Annotated in this window: 19 protein-coding genes; 14 read left to right on the top strand and 5 right to left on the bottom strand. The window is 48.2% G+C overall.

What is annotated here, in order from left to right:
• The first annotated feature begins 4 nt into the window (after nt 1-4).
• From ispD to QZ375_RS01680, 7 genes are all read left to right on the top strand, one after another.
• Nucleotides 5-712, top strand: a complete 708-nt coding sequence (gene ispD / locus QZ375_RS01710; protein WP_295214292.1) for a 2-C-methyl-D-erythritol 4-phosphate cytidylyltransferase — start codon at nt 5-7, stop codon at nt 710-712.
• The gene (gene ispF / locus QZ375_RS01705) at nt 712-1,200 is read left to right on the top strand and encodes a 2-C-methyl-D-erythritol 2,4-cyclodiphosphate synthase (RefSeq protein ID WP_295214290.1); all 489 of its coding nucleotides are present in this window, start codon (nt 712-714) and stop codon (nt 1,198-1,200) included. The genes ispD and ispF overlap by 1 nt, the downstream gene beginning before the upstream one ends.
• A 171-nt stretch (nt 1,201-1,371) precedes the next feature.
• A complete protein-coding gene (locus QZ375_RS01700; protein ID WP_295214288.1) occupies nt 1,372-1,599 on the top strand; it encodes a hypothetical protein in 228 nt (75 codons plus the stop codon).
• Complete coding sequence (locus QZ375_RS01695; RefSeq protein ID WP_295214286.1) at nt 1,593-2,774, top strand: aminotransferase class V-fold PLP-dependent enzyme; 1,182 nt, start codon at nt 1,593-1,595, stop codon at nt 2,772-2,774. The genes QZ375_RS01700 and QZ375_RS01695 overlap by 7 nt, the downstream gene beginning before the upstream one ends.
• Before the next feature lie 147 nt (nt 2,775-2,921).
• The gene (cdaA, locus tag QZ375_RS01690; protein WP_295214284.1) at nt 2,922-3,869 is read left to right on the top strand and encodes a diadenylate cyclase CdaA; all 948 of its coding nucleotides are present in this window, start codon (nt 2,922-2,924) and stop codon (nt 3,867-3,869) included.
• Nucleotides 3,808-5,208 carry a CdaR family protein gene (locus tag QZ375_RS01685; RefSeq protein ID WP_295214282.1) on the top strand — a complete coding sequence of 467 codons (1,401 nt, stop codon included), beginning with the start codon at nt 3,808-3,810 and terminating at the stop codon, nt 5,206-5,208. Before cdaA ends, QZ375_RS01685 begins: the two co-directional genes overlap by 62 nt.
• Before the next feature lie 319 nt (nt 5,209-5,527).
• On the top strand, nt 5,528-8,161 hold the full coding sequence (locus QZ375_RS01680; RefSeq protein WP_295214280.1) for a DUF5620 domain-containing protein: 2,634 nt from the start codon (nt 5,528-5,530) through the stop codon (nt 8,159-8,161).
• 120 nt (nt 8,162-8,281) lie between these two features.
• On the opposite strand, the gene sigE is transcribed toward QZ375_RS01680, so the two are convergent.
• Together sigE and QZ375_RS01670 are read right to left on the bottom strand one after the other, a co-directional pair.
• On the bottom strand, nt 8,282-9,019 hold the full coding sequence (sigE, locus tag QZ375_RS01675; RefSeq protein ID WP_295214278.1) for an RNA polymerase sporulation sigma factor SigE: 738 nt from the start codon (nt 9,017-9,019) through the stop codon (nt 8,282-8,284).
• A 17-nt stretch (nt 9,020-9,036) separates the two neighbouring features.
• Complete coding sequence (locus QZ375_RS01670; RefSeq protein ID WP_295214276.1) at nt 9,037-9,846, bottom strand: sigma-E processing peptidase SpoIIGA; 810 nt, start codon at nt 9,844-9,846, stop codon at nt 9,037-9,039.
• A 505-nt stretch (nt 9,847-10,351) separates the two neighbouring features.
• Here QZ375_RS01670 and adhE point away from each other — a divergent pair.
• Together adhE and QZ375_RS01660 are read left to right on the top strand one after the other, a co-directional pair.
• Nucleotides 10,352-12,964 carry a bifunctional acetaldehyde-CoA/alcohol dehydrogenase gene (gene adhE, locus QZ375_RS01665; protein ID WP_295214345.1) on the top strand — a complete coding sequence of 871 codons (2,613 nt, stop codon included), beginning with the start codon at nt 10,352-10,354 and terminating at the stop codon, nt 12,962-12,964.
• A 20-nt stretch (nt 12,965-12,984) separates the two neighbouring features.
• Nucleotides 12,985-13,725, top strand: coding sequence for an aminoglycoside phosphotransferase family protein (locus tag QZ375_RS01660; RefSeq protein WP_295214273.1), 741 nt, complete (start codon nt 12,985-12,987; stop codon nt 13,723-13,725).
• A 100-nt stretch (nt 13,726-13,825) separates the two neighbouring features.
• Here QZ375_RS01660 and QZ375_RS01655 read toward each other — a convergent pair whose 3' ends face one another.
• From QZ375_RS01655 to QZ375_RS01645, 3 genes are all read right to left on the bottom strand, one after another.
• Nucleotides 13,826-15,037 (bottom strand): DUF4179 domain-containing protein, encoded by a 1,212-nt coding sequence (locus QZ375_RS01655; protein WP_295214271.1) that lies wholly within the window; start codon nt 15,035-15,037, stop codon nt 13,826-13,828.
• Between the two features lies 1 nt (nt 15,038).
• Complete coding sequence (locus QZ375_RS01650; RefSeq protein ID WP_295214269.1) at nt 15,039-15,551, bottom strand: RNA polymerase sigma factor; 513 nt, start codon at nt 15,549-15,551, stop codon at nt 15,039-15,041.
• Nucleotides 15,552-15,693: 142 nt separating this feature from the next.
• A complete protein-coding gene (locus QZ375_RS01645) occupies nt 15,694-16,230 on the bottom strand; it encodes a nitroreductase family protein (protein ID WP_295214267.1) in 537 nt (178 codons plus the stop codon).
• A 447-nt stretch (nt 16,231-16,677) separates the two neighbouring features.
• Here QZ375_RS01645 and QZ375_RS01640 point away from each other — a divergent pair, with 447 nt between their 5' ends.
• From QZ375_RS01640 to phoU, 5 genes are read left to right on the top strand one after another with little or no spacing between them, the layout of a single operon-like run.
• Nucleotides 16,678-17,523, top strand: a complete 846-nt coding sequence (locus QZ375_RS01640; protein ID WP_295214265.1) for a substrate-binding domain-containing protein — start codon at nt 16,678-16,680, stop codon at nt 17,521-17,523.
• Between the two features lie 45 nt (nt 17,524-17,568).
• Nucleotides 17,569-18,417, top strand: coding sequence for a phosphate ABC transporter permease subunit PstC (pstC, locus tag QZ375_RS01635; protein ID WP_295214263.1), 849 nt, complete (start codon nt 17,569-17,571; stop codon nt 18,415-18,417).
• A complete protein-coding gene (pstA, locus tag QZ375_RS01630) occupies nt 18,414-19,316 on the top strand; it encodes a phosphate ABC transporter permease PstA (RefSeq protein ID WP_295214261.1) in 903 nt (300 codons plus the stop codon). The genes pstC and pstA overlap by 4 nt, the downstream gene beginning before the upstream one ends.
• A 12-nt stretch (nt 19,317-19,328) precedes the next feature.
• A complete protein-coding gene (gene pstB / locus QZ375_RS01625; RefSeq protein ID WP_295214258.1) occupies nt 19,329-20,078 on the top strand; it encodes a phosphate ABC transporter ATP-binding protein PstB in 750 nt (249 codons plus the stop codon).
• Nucleotides 20,078-20,716, top strand: a complete 639-nt coding sequence (gene phoU / locus QZ375_RS01620; protein WP_295214256.1) for a phosphate signaling complex protein PhoU — start codon at nt 20,078-20,080, stop codon at nt 20,714-20,716. Before pstB ends, phoU begins: the two co-directional genes overlap by 1 nt.
• Nucleotides 20,717-20,807: the final 91 nt, after the last annotated feature.

The following is a 20,807-nucleotide window of genomic DNA, read 5'->3' as shown; positions in this document are numbered from 1 at the left end:
AACAATGGAACAGGAATATAGCGCAGATACCTCGGTCATTCTGGTGTGCGCCGGAAATGCCACAAGAATGCAGGGAAAAAACAAGATCTTACTGCCCTTGGGAGATACCACAGTCATTGGTCAGACCATGCGTGCTTTTGAAGCGTGTGATCGGGTGGCGGAAATTATCGTTGTGGCACGTCCGGCAGATCATGATGCGATCTGGGAATCGGCAGATCAGTGCGGAATATCCAAGCTGCACGCTGTTGTGGAAGGCGGTTCCACCCGGCAGCAGAGCGTCATGTGCGGTCTGCGTGCGCTTTCCAAAGGAACGACCCTGATTGCGATACATGACGGCGCACGTCCGCTGGTACAGACAAAGCATATTGCACAGGTAATTCAGGATGCTTCTGTTTTCGGCGGCGCAACCCTGGGCGTTCCGGTAAAGGATACTATTAAAATAGTAAATGATCACTTGATCGTGGACACGCCTTATCGCCCCCATTTGTTCATTACCCAGACACCTCAGGTATTCAAGCGGCAGCTATACTTTGAGGCAGTGACCTTTGCCCAGGAACATGCCCTGGATTTTACCGACGACTGCCAGCTTGCAGAGGCGATCAATTGTAAGGTGTACATGACCACGGGCGACTATACCAATATTAAAATTACAACGCCGGAGGATATTGCAATTGCACAGCTGTTATTGCAGCGGCTGGAGGAGGAAGCATAATGGAAACGATACCTTTTCGGATCGGACATGGCTATGATGTGCACCGCCTGGTGGATGAACGGAAGTTGATTCTGGGCGGCGTGGAAATTCCCTTTGAAAAGGGTTTGCTGGGGCATTCTGATGCAGATGTGCTGCTCCATGCGATTTCGGATGCCCTATTGGGTGCATTGGCACTGGGGGATATCGGAAAGCATTTCCCGGATACAGACCCCGCCTATGCCGGGGCAGACAGCCTGAAGCTAATGGAATGTGTAGTGGAAAAAGTGCATAACTGCGGCTATGTTGTGGGAAACCTGGATGCCACCATTCTCTGTCAGCGTCCGAAACTAGCGCCCTATATTGTGCAGATGCGGGAGAATATTGCAAACGCCTGTGGTGTTTCTGTAGAACAGGTCAGCGTAAAGGCAACGACCGAGGAAAAACTGGGCTTCACCGGAGACGGTTCAGGTATTTCCGCCCACTGTGTTTGCTTATTGGTAAAACAGTGATAGAATACATAGGCGGAGACACCGCTTTTTCTGAAAGCAACACTGTGTAAAGATTTGATGAAAGTTCAAATCTCATTTTGCATTTGCCCATTCTCACCCGATTCTTTCCCTTGGCATATACTGAAATGAGGAACTAGTTTCCTCATTATGATATGTAAAGGGGTGAGAAAGATGTCTGGATGCAAGGCGGCTATGGTTTCGTATACGAATGCCAATCAGGCACGCCGGATTTTGCAGCGGTATGGATATTCCAGCGAGATTCGCCGATTGGAACACCTTGGACCGGAAGGCTGCGGATTTGTGCTTTTGGTGCAGGGAGACTGCGGAAAGATTTCGGATATTCTGACAAGAGAAGGCGTTCCGTTCCGGGAACTGCAAGAGGGACGTGAGATGTGGTGATAGTCAATTTTGACAATGCGGCGACCACATATCCGAAGCCGCCGGAGGTTCGCCAGGCTGTGGCAGAAGCTGTAGCAAAGTACGGCAACGCCGGCAGAGGCGGTCATGCAATTGCAGAGCGCACTTCGGAAATGGTCTACCATGCACGAGAAACTGTGGCGGATTTTTTTAACGCTAAAGTAGAAAACACTATTTTTACACTTAATTGCACCCATGCACTGAATTTGGCGATTCAGGGCATTTTAAAACCCGGAGATCATGTGATTATCAGCGATCTGGAACACAATTCCGTTTATCGTCCCGTTGCGGCACTTGCCAAAGCGGGAAAGATCTCCTATAGTATTGCACAGGTCTCACCGGATGATGCTGTGACCCTACAGCATTTTCGGGCAGAGATACGACCAAATACGCGTGCAGTCATCTGCACGATTGCTAGTAATGTGACTGGACAGATCCTGCCCTATCGGGAAATCGCTCAGTTGTGTCGAATGCACGGGATCTGTTTTATTGCGGACGGTGCTCAGGCGTGTGGGATTCTACCCCTGTCATTGGAACGGGACGGTATGAATATACTGTGTACTGCCGGGCACAAAGGTCTGTATGGCATTACTGGAACAGGCGTGCTCATGACGGACTGTGCATTCCCCATCCAGCCTCTTATGCAGGGCGGCACAGGCAGTGCTTCACGCAGTCCGGAACAGCCGGAGTTCTTGCCGGATCGGCTGGAATGCGGAACACTCAATGTCATCGGCGCAGCATCGCTCTGTGCTGGGATCTCGTTTGTAAAACGGCGCACGGTGCAGGGACTGTACCGGCATGAATCCCGGTTGTGCGAACTGTTTTGTCAGGCACTGCGGGATATACCGGAAATTACGATCTATCGGAAGCCCGGTGTCTCTTATGTGCCAATTGTGTCTTTCACTGTGGACGGTGCGTCACCGGAAACAGCGGCCGCATGGCTCAGTCAGCAGGGATTTTGCCTTCGTGCTGGTTTACACTGTGCGCCGTTGGCACATGAGAAACTGGGCACAGAGGATGGTACGATTCGGTTTGCACCTTCTGCTTTCAGCAGGGAGACGGATACCCTGAGACTGGCATCCTCCTTGAAAAATTATGTCAATATTCTGAAAAATCAAGGAAACCTATTGAAAAAATCCGGTGATATGTTACAATAGTAATAGGATCGGGTGCGAGGGCGCTGCCCTCGTTACATAAGGCAACACTGCACAATCCTTGTGTGGTATTGCTATGAAAAATGATGATTGCTTTTATACGGCATTGCAATATATACATAACAAGAAGTGAGAAAGGACGGAATGCGCATGGATTGGAAATGGAGAGACTTGTTGGATATGGTTTTCAGCGTCATTAAGACGGCTGAACCAGTGGATATTTTGGATATTCTTGTGCTTTCTTACGTGGTTTATGTGGTGATGAAGCTGGTACGTGAAACACGTGCTGGTCAGCTGCTGAAAGGTATCCTTCTGCTTTTGATCGTCTATATTGTGTCCATGTGGATCAACATGAAAGCGATTTCTTATTTGCTTTCAGAGACGCTGAATATCGGTATGATCGCCGTAATTATTCTGTTTCAGCCGGAATTGCGGCGAACACTGGAAAAAGCCGGATATACAAAGCTGGGACTGCGATTTGCGAGTGGATATGGAACAGACGATGGCGTCTGGCGCAATGCCATTGATGTCATATGCGATTCCTGCGTGGAATTGTCCGCGACTTCTACCGGTGCACTGATTGTCATCGAGCGGCAGACAAGACTGGGGGAACAGATCGACAACGGTACGATTCTGGATGCCATTCCCAGCAAGGAATTGTTTGGAAACATCTTCTATAATAAGACGCCTCTGCACGATGGAGCAGTGATTATCCGTGACGGTAAGATCCTGGCGGCGGCATGCTTTCTGCCGAAGCCCCAAAAAGAAGAACTGATCAATAAGCGTCTCGGTTCCCGCCACCGTGCTGCCATTGGTATGAGCGAGAACTCTGATGCCATTGTTATTGTAGTATCAGAGGAAACTGGAGCGATTTCTGTAGCAGAAAATGGTGTGCTTAAAAGCGGCTTTACACGAGAAAATCTGCATCATCTGCTGACAGATCGTCTGATCACAGTAAATACAGAAACTCCTATTGTTAAGGTGGCGAAAAAAATTCCGTTCATTAAACTGGGCAGGACAAGAAAGGAGAAGGACAATGTCAAAGATTCCGAACAATCTGCAGAAACAACGCCGGAAGAAACAGAAGACCAGCCATAACAGCACGCTTTTTCAGCGGTTTTATGAAAGTCGTCCGGCAATGATGATTGCATCTATTGCCATTGCCATTATTCTTTGGTTTGTTATTTCCATTGCCATTTATCCCACAACGCCTCGTACCATCAATCATATTCCATTACAGGTGGAGATCGCCGGGACTTCTGCAGAGGAAAACGGACTCAGCGTCATTGACTTTGATGTGGAAGAAGTCACGGTGCAGATCGAGGGAAACCGCTCGAAAGTGGGAAATATCGAGGCGAATGATCTGACCGCAACGGCTGTGATCGAAAATGTTACTGCTGCAGGAACCAAAACCCTTTCTATTGCTGTCACAGGTAATAATAATGAGCAATTTAATGTGAAATCCATTGCTCCATCAAAGGTGAATGTGACCTTTGACCGTATTGATACTTATACATTTGATGTTCGTCCCTCTGTGCCGAATGTTACTTATACAGATGGATGCGTTTTGGATGAGGAAAATTTTGTGAGCAATCCGGCTACCATTGATGTTACCGGACCTCAGCAACAGTTGGATCAGGTTGCCTATTGTGTAGCGGAAACGCAGCAAAAAGAACAACTGAGTGCTTCCAAGATCCTGACTACAGATACGCTTCTCTTTTATAATGAGGCAGGAACTCAGGTGGATTCTTCCAATTTTACATATGACGTGGCGGCATTCTCTATCGAAGTGCCGGTGTTGTATCAGAAAACGATGGATATCACATACCAGATCACCAATGCGCCGGCAAATTTTGATTTGGATTCGCTGAATCTTTCTCTCTCAGAAGATCAGATCACATTGGCTGCCCCCAATACTTCTCTGGATGAAATGAATGAGTTCAACATTGGTTCTATTTCTCTCCGGGATATTGACCTGAATTATTCCAATGACTTTGTGGTTACAGTACCCGATGATTATGTCAACCAATCTGGCTTCTCCACAGTGACACTGACGCTGGATTCCACAGGTCTGGCGAAGAAGGACTTTGTCCTATCCGATATTGGAATTGTTAATGCACCGGCATCCTATGACTTTGAAGTGTTGACCCAGCAGCTGACAGTCAGCATTATCGGACCGGAAGAAGTCATAGCTGACCTGGATGCAAGTGATATTACGGCAAATGTGGATCTGCTGAGTTATTCCACTCAGGCAGGTGCTGTAGATGGGGATACAGTGACATTTAACTACACGCCGACCATCTCTTGTGCACGATACGATACCGTTTGGGCGGTGGGCGATTATCGGGTTGCTGTAAAAGGTGTCCGGAACGCCGGCACCACCGCCATGGCAACAGCACAGAATAAAACTGTCACTGAACCGTCTCCTTCCGAGTAATCAAAAAATAAAACAAATCAATTGAAATGTAAAAGCGGCATCTTGGGTTGGGTGCCGCTTTTATATTTGAAATCTTATCTATTGCTTTTTGATATGTGCAATGATTATGTGCAGGTTGCACAAAATAAGAGGGGGATGTTTTTCGCCTCCAATCGCAATCTTAACAATTTATACATTTACTTTCACAATTATATTTGCTATAATAAATATAGCTGCAAAATGAATACTTCGTTTTGCAGCTATAAACAGAAAAGACAATCTGCCGTCTTTCCTGTGACGAAATCAACAGATGAAATTTATTGAAAAAGGAGCGATATGAATGAGCAAAACCTTTCATAAAAGAGTAAAAGCATTGCTTATTAGTGTAGTAATGGCTGCTAGCTCAGTAGCAGTTACTTCCGGCGGTACGTTTTTCGTAGAAGCTGCTGGCAGTGAAGTAACTGTGGGTAAGACGTTGAAAACAGCAAATCCGGATCCAAAGAATCCCAAGGGTGATCCGTTGAATGCAAAAGAATGTACTTATATGTGCAAAGCAAAGACGGATGAGTGGACGACATTTACAGATACGTCGGGAAAATCTCCGAAGGATCTTCTGGGAACCGATAGCCCGAAAACATTGCAGATCAATCTGAAGGCAGATCAGATGGTAACCGATTTTTCCTACTATTTCGGCTGCGCTGCAGATGAGGCTCACGATTATTACTGGGATACGAATTCTTTGACTGAGGATGGGGAAGCAATTCAGTGCCACCCTTATGCATCGGAATTTTCTGTTGTAATAGAAATTCCGAGTTATGCAGATTTGGGAGCTTCAGGAAAGTTCCAGTTCCAGAACTGCTACACCGGTCTGATCGATGAAACAGATCAAAAGACTCGGACACAGGATGCAAGTATTACACTGGTTTCCATTACTGTAAATGGTACAACAGATACAAGTAATAACGAGCCGCCGGCATGGATCAACAGCGGTGACGATCTACCGGGCGGTGCAGAAAATACCGGTGGTTTGTATTTCTCCAGTGCAAACGGCGGTGCTGCTGCCTACAGCGTAGATCAGAGCGGCGATACCTGCACGGTGAAAACACTGAATTCTTTGAAAATTGATGGCCTTGATATCAAGCTGACACCTGGTGACAATTACAGTGAGGAATATTATGCGTCTGAGGAATTCGCTGCAACAAATGATGGAAAGACCTTGACTTCTGAGTCTGCGATCCGTGAAGCTGGTCTTCCGCTGAACAGCCACAAGTTTACTTATGCAGACTTTAACTTCATTCCGGGTCAGACTGTTGCTGCAAATGCAAAGGTAAAATCCTTGAGTGTTACACTGAAAACAGCTGACAAGACAAACGTTAGCCGTGTTATGTACGGCGGCGGTCTGAATGTAGAGTACATGAGCCTGGCAGACACAGAGTATGCAAAGCTCAAGGCTGGTTTGAAGGATGACATTAATGCCGGTTATTGGTATAATGATATCGGTGGTGCCGCATTGAAGGAATGCACAGAAGCTGGTGTAGATTGGGGCAACGGCAAGGGTGAATTCGAAGTTGGCGGCGGCTCTGACCTGGCAAAGCAGGAAGTGGGCAGCTACTTCACTGTTACCTGGGATGTTCCGGAACAGGTGCTTGACTGCGTTACCACAAAGATTACAGATCAGATCTCTTTCCAGCTGTGGTATGCAGCTTTGACAGATGGCGACTTCACGGATGCTACTATTGTGGATGCAACTTTGACATATGAAGAAGCCATGACATTCCCGTGCACAGGCACTGCTTCTGTAAAGAATGCTGGTTCTTCTACTGTTGGTAAGTCTGTTTCCATCCCGTATGCTGATTTCGGCATGACATTTGACAAGACCGCTGATGTATATGCTGTACAGTTCGATGTAACCACTTCTGCTGATGCGAACCAGGTTCAGGTTGGCGCAGGCACAAGTGTTCTGGAAAAGCTGGGCATGACTGACAATTGGTGTCAGACAGATGATGTCTTTGTTGGTGACAGCGGTAATGTATCTCACCCGATCCTGCTGTATTGGGAAAAGACTACTGCTGGAAGCCGTCCGGCAGCAAATGATGACAGCGTTCCGGTATCTCCGTATCAGGATGCAAAGGGCACAAAGACCTATACTTATATGTGGATTGTTCCGCCGGTAGTTGCTACAGGTCAGTCCATTAACAGCGAAACTGGCGCCACCAAGAGTGCATGGAACAACGTTAATGCAGAAGAAGAAGGCAGCCATGTTGACATGGGCGTATGGTATGCGAATCTGGGCGAAACTGTATCCGACTCTTTCTCTATCGATAACGTAACAGTTTTCTATGCAGCAGATGATGTGAACAATTCTGCAAAGAGCTATAAGTTTGAGGATGTTCTGACAGTAGCTGAGTCTATTGATGTACAGGTTGGCGAAAGCGCAACTCTGGAAATTAATGTTCCGGGCTGCACTATCATTACTGCAGATAAGAATACTGCAACTGCAAAGATCTCCGATGGTCAGAATGCTACTGTCAGCGGTAAGAACGTTGGTACAACTACGCTGACAATTACTACACCTGGCGGTCAGACTGCTGAAGTTACAGTAAATGTACTGGCAGAAGTGACAACTGAAACAACTGAGACCACAGAGACTACAACAACTAGCACCACTACCACAGCATCTTCTGGTTCGACTAGTCAGGGGACATCTTCCTCTGCCACAACGAAAACAACTGCAAGCGGCACACAGACTACCGCTCAACTGAAGGCACTGTATGGTGACGTCAATGTTGACGGTCGTGTAGATATCACAGACGCTGTACTCCTGAATAAGGCAGCAGCAGGTGCTGTAAAGCTTTCTGCACAGGCATCACTGAATGCAGACTGCGACGCAGATGACGAACTGGGTAACAATGACGCAATTGTTCTGCTGAAGTTCCTGGTATCGCTGATCAAGTCGCTGCCGTCCACAGATTAATGCAATCAGTCGAACTTTAAAAATCGTAACAAAACAGGGCTGGTGATGTCCTGTCAATAAGAACAGCCGCAAGGGGATATGCACTAATCCTTGCGGCTGTTTTTTTTATTGTGTGTATTATTATGATTTCCCAGTGAGCGGTTGGTCAGCCTCTTCCAGCTTGCAGCGTAGCTTTCGGATGATCTTTTTTTCCAGCCGTGAGATATAGGATTGGGAAATGCCGATGGCTTCTGCTACTTCTTTCTGTGTACGTTCCCGTCCGCCAGCTAGCCCGAAGCGCATCTGCATGATCTCCTGTTCCCGTTCGCCCAGTTCGGACACAGCCGCCCGGAGCATTTCTCGTTCGGCTTCTGTTTCAATATCCTTACAGACAATATCCTCGTCTGTGCCGAGAATATCGGAAAGCAGCAGCTCATTGCCGTCCCAATCGGCGCTCAGCGGTTCATCAATGGAGATCTCCCCTCGTGTCTGGGTATTCTTGCGCAGTACCATGAGAATTTCATTTTCGATACAGCGAGAGGCATAGGTGGCGAGCTTAATTTTTTTTGCAGGACAAAATGTCTCCACGGCTTTGATAAGACCGATGGTACCGATGGAAATGAGATCCTCCAGTCCCAGACCGGAGGATTCGAATTTTCGTGCGATGTACACCACCAATCGCAGATTGTGGACAATGAGCGTTTCCCGTGCATGGGGATCGCCTTGCTCCAAAGCGGCAAAAACCGTTTGTTCCTCTTCTTTAGAAAGGGGTGGCGGCAAGGTGTCCGTACCGTTAATATAGTCCACTCGGCATGGCGCAGCGAGTTTTTCTCGAAGCTGGGTGAAAAAAAGTTGAAGTTTCCAGAATAATGATTGCATGTTCAGGTTCCTTTCTGTTATTCCATCAGATTGGGGTGAAAAATGGCGCTTTCCTGACTGCCGCTGATGCCGATCATGACGTCTACAGCACGGCTCTTTCCGGTGGAAAGATTCCGGATACAGACTTCATCCGGACGGAATACGGGGATTAGCCCTTGGGCTGTTACGGTAGTACAGGGCACCAGGCGATATCCCCGGAGTGTTTCCACGGCTCTGTCATCCAGCACATCGGAAAGCATTTCTTTGCTGCAAATGATTACCGGTATGCCGGAAAACATGTCAGTCAGGTTGTTTCCTGTGTCAGCAAGTCCTGGCAGTGCAGCTGTTTTTTCACCGAGCCGCAGAAATACTTGAAAGCGGTCATCGGTATGACGGCGGCGGTTTCGCAGCAGACTGCATAAATGCAGCAAAGAATATGCCAGTGCAGTGAATAGAATCAACTGTAACAGGGAAAAATCCAGATAGCAATAACTGTTCCCCCAGGTGGCAAATCCATGGCTGGAAAGGCTGCTGACTGCTAGAAGCAGACCTGCCAGGAGAAAATTGCATGCAAAAAAGCAGCCGAACTGCCGAAGCCAGCTTTCTCGATGGATTCCGAACGCCATGGTGACCGTCACCGCCGCTGCCAGAAGCTTGCAGACCAGCTGGAGCAGTATTGGCAGGGGCGGCAGCAGGATCAGCAGGGAAAACAGACTGCTGCCGGCAGCCGTCAGGAAACAGCGCAGCAATCGCAATCGGGAATGCGTGATTTTTGCAGCAGCACGCAGCAAAAAATAATTGACATAGAGGCTCTGCACCAGCAGAACGTCCAGATAAATCGTTTGCACTGCTATCACCTCTGTGTCCATTATAACAAAGCAACTGCGCAGTTCCTGTCAAAACGGGGTGGGGTGATTTGTGTGTTGTAAGAGCCTGTTTAGTATCTTGGCGTACGCAGATTTTCGAGGGAATTTTTGCCGATTTCAAGGCGAAAATTCGCAGGCATACTGGCGTATGGCAAGAATTTTTAACGCAGAAACCGACAAAATTCACCGAAAAGATGCGTGCGAAAAGATGCTAAACAGGCTCTAATGCGTGGGTAAAATAAGCAGATATGTAGGGACGGCTATTAGCCGCCCGCAGGCAAAGGCTTTTCAACCGAAAAATGCGGACGGATGATATCTCCCACTACAAACACGTATCGAAAACAAAATTCAGCCTTGTCAGCCCACTATTGACGGAGCATCTTTCCATGTGGTATAATGTAGGTGACAACGGTGCCGCAGGTGGGGATCGCTGCGCATCTTGTCGCAGAAGTGTTCCGTCCTGATTCAGAATAGGAGTAATGATATGATGGATCATAATGAAAACAACAGACCGTTGGTGGATGGTGTTCCTGCACTGGAACGCAAGTTGGCTCAGGTGCGCCGTGCGCAGGAGCAGTATGCGGAATACACACAGGAACAGGTGGATCGGATCTTCCGGGCTGCTGCACTTGCGGCAAACCATGCACGGCTTTCGCTGGCAAAAATGGCAGTGGAAGAAACCGGTATGGGTGTGGTAGAGGATAAGGTCATTAAGAATAATTATGCCTCTGAGTATATCTACAACGCCTATAAAAACACCAAAACCTGCGGTGTCATCGAAGAAGATCCTGCCTATGGCACTATGCGCATTGCAGAACCTATCGGCGTTGTGGCGGCGGTAATTCCCACAACGAATCCCACTTCTACTGCGATTTTCAAGGCACTGATTTGCCTGAAGACACGCAATGCTATCTTGATCTCACCCCATCCCCGTGCCAAGGGCAGCACCATTGCAGCGGCGAAAATCGTCCTGGATGCAGCGGTGAAAGCCGGTGCGCCGAAGGATATCATTGGCTGGATCGATGTGCCGTCTCTGGAAATGACCAATACCCTCATGCGGGAGGCAGATATTATTCTGGCAACAGGCGGCCCTGGTATGGTACGTGCAGCCTATTCCAGCGGTAAGCCTGCCCTGGGTGTAGGTGCCGGCAATACCCCTGCAGTCATTGACGCTTCAGCAGATATCCGGAAGGCTGTGAACTCCATTGTGCATTCCAAGACCTTTGACAATGGTATGATCTGTGCTTCGGAGCAGTCGGTGATCGTGGATACGAAAATTTATGATGCCGTCCGTGCCGAATTCCAGAAGCGTGGCTGTTATTTCCTCTCGCCGGAGGAGACAGAAAAGGTACGCAAGACCATTCTCATTAACGGTTCTTTGAATAGTAAGATCGTAGGGCAGCCGGCGGCAAAAATTGCAGCCCTTGCGGAAGTAGATGTGCCGGAGGAAACACGGGTGCTCATCGGCGAGGTCACCTCTGTGGAGATCAGTGAGGAATTTGCCCACGAAAAGCTGTCTCCGGTGCTGGCAATGTATCGTGCGGAGAATTTTGAACAGGCAGTGCAGTATGCCGACCGGCTCATCAAGGACGGCGGCTATGGTCATACCGCATCTTTGTATGTAGATGAGGTGCAGCAGCGGGAAAAAATTGCCATTTTCGCAGACCGGATGAAAGCCTGCCGTATCGTGGTGAATACACCGTCCTCTCACGGCGGTATCGGCGATTTGTATAACTTCAATCTGGCACCGTCCCTGACCCTGGGCTGCGGTTCCTGGGGCGGAAATTCCGTTTCGGAAAACGTCGGCGTGAAACATTTGCTGAATATCAAGACAGTGGCTGAGAGGAGAGAAAATATGCTGTGGTTCCGCACGCCTCAGAAGGTGTACTTTAAAAAAGGCTGCTTGCCGGTGGCACTGCGTGAGATCGAAGAGGTGCTGCATCGGAAGCGTGCTTTTATTGTGACGGATCAGTTCCTGTTCAAAAGTGGTATGACCTCCTGTGTGACAGAACCCCTGCAAAAAATGGGCGTGGCATACCAGATCTTTTCCGATGTTCAGCCCGACCCCACCCTTGCCTGCGCCAAGGAAGGTGCGGCGCTGATGCGCACCTTTGAGCCGGATGTGATTATTGCTTTGGGCGGCGGCTCGGCAATGGATGCGGCAAAGATCATGTGGGTGCTGTATGAACATCCGGAGGCAGATTTTGCAGATATGGCAATGCGTTTCCTGGATATCCGAAAGCGCACTTACGAATTTCCGGAAATGGGCGGAAAGGCGTATTTTATCGCCGTTCCCACCTCGTCTGGTACCGGTTCGGAAGTAACGCCCTTTGCAGTCATTACCGATGAGACAACCGGAACGAAGTATCCGTTGGCGGATTATCAGCTGCTGCCCAATATGGCGATCATTGACACGGATCTTATGATGTCTCAGCCCAAGGGACTGACGGCGGCATCCGGTGTTGATGCCATGACCCATGCACTGGAGGCATACGCATCTGTTATGGCAACGGATTATACCGATGGGCTGGCGTTGCAGGCACTGAAAAATATCTTCACCTATCTGCCGGAGTGCTACGAAAACGGCGCAAATGCGCCTCTGGCACGGGAGAAGATGGCGAATGCGTCTACTATGGCTGGTATGGCGTTTGCCAATGCATTCCTGGGCGTGTGCCACTCTATGGCGCACAAGCTGGGGGCATTCCACCATCTGCCCCACGGCGTTGCCAATGCCATTCTCATTACGGAGGTCATGCGGTATAATATTGCAGAAGCACCCCGGAAAATGGGAACGTTCTCCCAGTATCCCTATCCCAAGGCACTGTCCCGCTACTGCGAATGTGCACGATTTGTGGGCGTGACAGGCGAAACGGATGAAGAAGTATTTGAGAACTTCATTGCAAAGATCGAAGAACTGAAGGCGCTGGTAGGCATCAAGAAGAGCATCCGGGAGTATGGCATCGAAGAAACTGCATTCCTGGAGACTCTGGATGAAATGAGCGAACAGGCGTTCGATGACCAGTGCACTGGCGCAAATCCACGTTATCCGCTGATCTCGGAAATTCGTGAGATGTACCTGAAAGCATATTACGGCGCATGAGCCTGAGGAGGAATCGATGTATGGAACCATTGTTGGAAAGCCGGGAAAAGACCAGCTATCGAGAGGGAAACACTCGTGTAAAGGTGTTCGGTCACGGTTTTAAGAAGTCGGACATTCTTAACGAAGCCCTGAACCAGGCTCGTGTGGAGGAGACTGGCCTGCGTATCCCGAAGCTGTTGGAAGTGCGCAAGGTAGAGGGAAAATGGGCGATCGTCACGGAATTTGTGGAAGGAGAGACGCTACAGTCCCTTATGGAAACCAATCCTGACCGGATGCACAGCTATATGGAACAATTTGTGCTGCTGCAAAAGGAGATCCAGAGCAAGCGTTCGCCGCTGCTGACGAAGCTCAAGGACAAAATGAACCGAAAGATCAGCCAATCCGGGCTGGATGCCACCACACGCTATGACCTGCACACCCGTTTGAACGCCATGCCGGATCACATCAAGGTTTGCCACGGGGATTTCAATCCCAGCAACGTCATTGTGGATAAGGATGGCAGACTGTATGTCATTGACTGGTCACATGCCACCCAGGGAAATGGTAGTGCAGATGCAGCACGGACATATCTCATGTTCCGGCTTAGCGGCAGGGATGACTGGGCGGAATTATATCTGGATATGTTCTGCGACATGAACGATGTGGCAAAACAGTATGTGTCCCAGTGGCTGCCCATTGTGGCAGCGTCACAGCTGGTGAAAGACAATCCCCAGGAACGGGATTTCCTGCTGCGCTGGGTAAATGTGTTTGATTACGAGTAAATCGGAATATGCAAAAAAGGTAGATGCCGCCGGAACTTGGCGGTATCTGCCTTTTGTCATAAGGAGAAAAATCTAGGGGAAGAAAAAATTGTGAATGTGTTTATTCATCCAAAGGAGGAATGTAGGTGATATCATTTCCGCCGGCTGTATCAAAATGATTGACTGCCGGAGAACGATAGCCTTTTTCAATGGGAACAGTGAAACAAGTTTCCCCATCTTCCATTTCTCCTTTATCTGGAACAATTGTAATGGAAATGGAGGTCGCATCTATTAAGGGAGCTTCCCATGTGGAGACGCCGTTGAAACTTAGGGGAGTGTCCGTGTCAAAAATGGGCTGATACGAATTTTGATTCTGATCAGTGATATATACGGTATCATATTCTCCGAAATCACCAGACATGGCGATTTCAATGGAAAATGGTGAAACAATGATGTGTTCCAATGTAATGCCGTTTTTTGTCTCTTGGACGTCATAAGTGGTTTTCAATCCAGACTGGTATGGGACAGTTGTTTCCAGAGAAAGGTTAGCTTGACAAATGCCGATGTCCTTTGGCTCATAGCAACGGCTTCCGTCTTCTGTTTCAGAAGCCAGAATTTGAATACTTGAATTACTGCCTCTGTAATAAGGAATCGACAGTTGCAAAGGGAGTGTGTCTTTTATTTCACCATCATAGGGAGCTGTTAAAACAGTACAATATCCATTGTCAGACTTTACAAATCCTGCCAGGCTCATGGTTGCATAGGTGGTTTTTCCCTCGGCTTCTTCTGACATAGAGGCAATCACTCCAGTTTCCGAATCTACAGCAAATTCACCAGTGATGTCACGGAATTTTAACTCTTGCCCACCGAGTGTTGCTTCGATTGGTGCGCTGAGACAAGTGCTCTCTAGCATATTCTCCGGTAAATCTGTAAGCCGTAGGGTCATGCTGATATTATCACCGTCAAAGTAAACGCTTTCCACGTGAAGTGTTCCATTTTGTCCATCTGTTTCTTTTTGTACTAACTGTGCATAAGGAGAAAGGTTGTTCTGTGTGGCTGGATCCTTGGAATAGACTGCTTCACTTGAAAAAAACGCATAAATATTCTGCATGATCTCCGAAGATGCCACTGCCGGAGCAGCAAAGGTGATCCCCAGTGCTGCTGCCGCTGCCACGGAGACAATGGCGGCTGCTTTTTTGCGGACACTCCAATGGCTGCACTTTTTACCGGATGCTGATTCAAGACGGATCTGCGCATATGCCTCCTGGCATTTTTCTTCCACGATCTCCGGCAGATTGTCGTTGGATGGGGAATAGTTATCATACTTGTTCATATCAGATACCTCCTGTCGATTCTTCCGAAAGGCTGATTTTGCGGCAGGCGCTCCTGCCCCGGGACAGTCTTGTTTTCACGGTGTTTTCGTTCATGTGCATCATTTCTGCAATTTCCCTGACAGAATAACCGCCCTTATAGTAGAGCGAGAGTATCACCGCATAGCGGCTGTCGATCTTCTGTAAAAGGGAATCCGTTGCATAGGCGTGTTCCTCAGTTACCGGTTCAATACCGTCGTAGCTGTCCACATAGACGATATTCCGATTTTGCCGCAGGATTTTTTTACAGCAGTTGATGCAGATGCGTGTGACCCATGTTTTACAATATTCCGGCTTGCGCAAGGTGTGGATCTTCTGCCAGCAGGTGAGTATGGTCTCCTGTATGGCATCGGCTGCATCGGTGTCGTTGTGCAGAATGGCACGTGCTGTTCGGTACAGCTCCGGTTTGTATGCCTCCATCAGCGAAATAAAGGCTTCGCTGTCTCCGTCTCTTGCCGCAAGGATCTGTTCCATCATGGGTGCTCGCCTCCTTCCCTTTGCCTATTAGATACACGAAACAGGCAAAAAGTTTCACCACAACAAAAAATACAGTAGGAATCAAAAAAGCACCTGAAACCGCAATCAGGTGCTTTTGGTTTTTATGGGAATTCAGCAAAACTTATGCGTCAAAAGACTCATACCACACAGTTTCTTCCAGAGGTTTGCGGTCAGTGTCATAGCGATCAGCAGGCTTTACCGCTTCCGGTTTTGCATAGCCCAGGCAGAGGATATTCACGGGAATGTATTTTTCCGGGATATGGAAAGCTTCACGAAGCATATCCGGCTGGAATCGGCATACCCAGAGAGAACCCAGTCCCTGTTCCGTGGCAGCGAGCATCATATATGTAGTAACAATAGAAGCATCGATTTCGTAGATGTTATGTCCGTCAAATTTCCGTGTCCATGCGGCGTCCTTTTCTGCGCAGACGATGATGAAAGCCTTTGCGGTATAGGCATCTGGCTTCACCACGGCCTCTGCGACTTTTGCAATGCCCTCGGGGGATTGTACTACCAGCAGGCGCTGCTCCTGAAGATTCACGCCGGTGGGTGCGAGCCGTCCGGCCTCCAGAACTGCCTGTAGCTTTTCCGGTTCGATGGGCTTGTCCTCGTAGGAACGGATGGAACAGCGCTTTTTTGCCAATGTCAGAAAATCCATGGAAATCATCCTTTCAGTTTTTTCTATAGTATAGCATGCTTTGTGGGAAAATGCAACAGCTTTGGTGAAATTGACAGAATCCATACTGTTTTTGATAAGATAAAAGAAATCCTATGAAAATCGGAATTATACGTAGGGTGGGGACTTGCTCCCACCGTTCCCGAACATGACGAATGCCCCTACATGTTCTGACTAGAGATCGTGCAAGCCGGTTTCTCTGAGATTTACATTGTATGTTAATTTTTACAATGCAGAAATCTTCGAAATTGCGTGTTTTTATTCGAATTAACAAAAGTGTATCCGCTGGATTTCACATTTAGCATAGATTTAACATTGCCGGGATGATAGAGTTTACATAGGGCTGATATAATAGAATTGTTCATTGGAACAGGGAAATAAAGATGTTCCCCAAGGGAACAAATTCAGGAAGAGAATGGAGTATTACTTATGAAAAATGGAATTAAAATGGCAGCAGCTGCTGCGGCAATCAGTGTACTGGCAGGCAGCCTCACCGGCTGCGGCGGTGCAAGCGGTGCGATCTCTGTTATCACCCGTGAGGATGGCTCTGGTACCAGAGGTGCATTTACAGAACTCTGCGGCATTGCAGAGGATGACAAGGACAATACCATTTCCAGCGCAGAAGTGACCAACAGCACAGCTGTTATGCTGACTACCGTTGCTGGCAATGCATCTGCCATTGGCTATGTTTCCATGGGCTCTCTGGATGATTCCGTGAAGGCACTGACCATTGAGGGGGTAGAGGCAACCACAGACAATGTGGAAAACGGCAGCTATGCGATTTCCCGTCCGTTCAATATCATTACAAAGGAAAGCAACCTGAGTGATGCAGCACAGGATTTCTTTAATTACATCATGAGCACAGATGCTGCAACTGTAATTTCCGAAGAGGGCTATATTCCGGTAAACACCGAGAGTTATACAAGCAATGGTGCAAGCGGCAGCGTTGTTGTAGCAGGCTCTTCTTCTGTCACACCGGTTATGACTAAGCTGAAAGAGGCTTATGCAAATGTAAACCCGGATGTTACCGTTGATGTACAGCAGAGCGATTCTACTACTGGTGTCACATCTACTCAGGAAGGCATCTGCGATATCGGCATGGCATCCCGTGAACTGAAGGAAAGCGAGACAGGCGTCAAGAGTACGGTTCTTGCAATGGATGGTATCGCTGTGATTGTCAATAAGGATAACGCCGTAGAGGAAATGACCTTGGATCAGATCAAGCAGATTTATACAGGGGAGATCACCGATTGGTCCAGCCTGACCGCAGAATAATTGCAGGGAAAACTGCAATAGAGTATTCTCGAAAGGGAGAAGTTCATGAAAAAATATCGTGAGTCCATCATGAAGTTTGTCTTTCTGGTGGCGGCATGTATTTCTATTGTTGCCGTTGCTATGATCTGCATCTTCCTGTTTGTGAATGGTCTGCCGGCAATTGCGGAGATCGGACCGCTAAAATTCCTGGGCGGCATGGTCTGGAAACCCCAGGAAGGTGAATTTGGAATACTGCCCATGATCATCGGTAGTATTTATGCCACGGGCATTGCAATTCTTGTGGGCGTTCCCATTGGTCTGCTGTGTTCCATCTTTATGGCACACTTTTGCCCGAAAGGGTTGTATAAGATTCTGAAACCGGCGATCTCCCTGCTGGCAGGTATTCCGTCCATTGTGTATGGTTTCTTCGGTCTGGTCGTTCTTGTGCCCATCATGCAGAGCATTTTTGGCACAGGAAAATCCATTCTGACAGCTGGAATCCTGCTGGGTATCATGATCCTGCCGACGATCATTGAGATCTCAGAGTCGTCTCTCCGTGCAGTGCCGGGCAGTTATTATGAAGGCTCTCTGGCACTGGGTGCGACCCATGAGCGCAGTGTATACTGTGCCACACTGCCGGCAGCGAAATCCGGTATTATGGCCGGTATTATTCTGGGCGTAGGCCGTGCTATCGGTGAGACCATGGCAGTGGTTATGATCGCCGGAAACCAGCCGGTTTTACCGAAGAGTCTGTTACAGGGAGCCCGTACCATGACGGCAAATATTGTTATGGAAATGGGCTATGCTACCGACTTACATAGAGGAGCACTGATCGGTACAGGTGTGGTACTGTTCGTCTTTATCCTGATCATTAATGTGTGCTTCTCTCTGGTGAAGAAGAAGGAGAACAAATGAACGAAACAAATGTGGAATCCATTGTGGGGATCAATCAGCAGACGTTCAAGCAAAAAATGGCGGCCTATCGGCATCACCCAGGCTCTCTGGTGGTTTTGATCGTGACCATTCTCGCTGCGGCTATCACCGTAGGCGTATTGCTCAGTCTGATCGTTTATATTGTGGTAAAGGGTGTGCCCAATATCCATCTGTCTCTGTTTGAATGGAAATATACCACAGAAAACTGCTCCATGATGCCGGCAATTATCAATACGCTGCTGATGACGCTGCTCACATTGATTATCGCCGTTCCCATTGGCGTATGCTCTGCCATCTATCTGGTGGAATACTCCAACCGGGGCAGTAAATTTCAGATGACCCTGGTGAAGATCATCCGTATGACGACGGAAACGCTTCAGGGTATCCCGTCCATCGTATTTGGTCTGTTCGGATTTCTTGCCTTTGTCATTGCCTGCAAATTCGGATATTCCCTGCTGGGCGGTGCGATCACTATGGCGCTCATGGTACTGCCCCTGATCATGCGTACCACGGAAGAGGCGCTGCTCAGCGTACCGGATTCTTTCCGGGAAGGCAGTTTTGGTCTGGGTGCAGGACGCCTGCGGACGATTTTCCGCATCATCCTGCCCAGTGCCGTGCCGGGGATTCTGGCAGGCGTCATTCTCGCCATCGGACGAATCGTGGGTGAAACTGCGGCGCTGATGTATACAGCCGGTACTTCTACTGATGTATGTACCGGTCTGCTGAAGCCCTGCCGTACACTGGCAGTGCACATGTATCAGCTCCTCTGTGAGGGCAAGTACATGGATGCAGCCTATGCTACTGCGGTAGTACTGCTGGTAATGGTGATCGTGATCAATGCATTGTCCAGCTTTGTGGCAAAGAAACTGACCAAAAAGTAGGAGAGAAAAAGTATGGCAAAATTTGAAATTCACGATATGGATTTGTATTACGGTACATTCCATGCGTTGAAAAACATCAATCTGGAACTGCCGGAACATGAGGTCAGCGCATTTATCGGGCCGTCCGGCTGCGGCAAATCCACGCTGCTGAAATCCCTGAACCGCATGAATGATCTGGTAGAGGGCTGTAAGATCACCGGCGATATCCGTCTGGATGGAGAAGATATTTATGGCAATATGGATGTGAACATGCTGCGCAAGCGTGTGGGTATGGTGTTTCAGAAGGCAAATCCATTCCCCATGAGTATCTATGACAACATTGCATACGGACCACGCACCCATGGCATTCATTCCAAGGCAAAGCTGGATGAAATTGTGGAAAAATCGCTTCGGGATGCCGCCATCTGGGATGAGGTCAAGGATCGGCTGAACAAGAGTGCTCTGGGGATGTCCGGCGGACAGCAGCAGCGTCTGTGTATCGCACGTGCCCTGGCAGTACATCCCGAGGTACTCCTCATGGATGAGCCGACCAGTGCATTGGATCCCATTTCTACGTCAAAAGTGGAAGATCTGGTCATGTCGCTGAAAAGTGAGTATACCATTATCATTGTTACGCATAACATGCAGCAGGCAACACGTGTTTCTGACCGTACTGCATTTTTCCTCCTGGGTGAAGTGATCGAATATGCGGAAACAGAACAGCTGTTCTCCAAACCCCAGGATAAACGTACTGAGGATTACATTTCAGGGAGGTTCGGTTGATGAGAATTTATTACGATGCACAGCTGGCAACGTTAAAAACCAATATGATCCAGATGAGTGCACTTTGTGAGGATGCTATTTCAGCTGCGATTCAAGGAATGCTGGAGGATGATGAAAAGCTTGCGGAAAAGGTTTTCAACATTGAATTGGAGATCGATCAGTACGAACGGGATATCGAACGTCTTTGTATGCGCCTCCTGCTGATGCAGCAGCCCGTGGCAACAGATCTGCGTGTGGTTTCCTCGGCACTGAAAATGATTTCAGATCTGGAACGGATCGGCGACCAGGCATTTGATATTGCGGATATCACAAAGCATGTAACGTTCCGTGACTTTTCCAGCAAGGTGCACATCAAGGAAATGGCAAAGGCAGTCATTATTATGGTAACAGACAGTGTGGATTCCTATGTGAATCATGACGTTTCCCTTGCAAAGAAAGTGGCGGAGGAAGACGATAAGGTGGATGCACTGTTCAGTAAGGTGCGCAGTGAACTGGCAGATCTGATCCGCACGGATCAGGATAAGGCAGAGGATGCCATGGATCTGCTCATGATTGCGAAATATCTGGAGCGCATTGGTGACCATGCAGTGAATGTTTCCGAGTGGGTTATTTATGCCATTACAGGAGATCATGTGTGAGGGATATATTATATGAAATTTTGTATGTATTTACTTGACGTGCAGTCAGATTCATGATACTATAATAATGATCGGAATTCGAAAACGCCAT

The sequence above is a fragment of the Ruminococcus sp. genome, assembly GCF_019417665.1.
GTDB lineage: Bacteria > Bacillota > Clostridia > Oscillospirales > Ruminococcaceae > Ruminococcus_C.
Note: the sequence above shows the minus strand (reverse complement) of the source record. Positions and strands in the feature narration are given on the sequence as shown.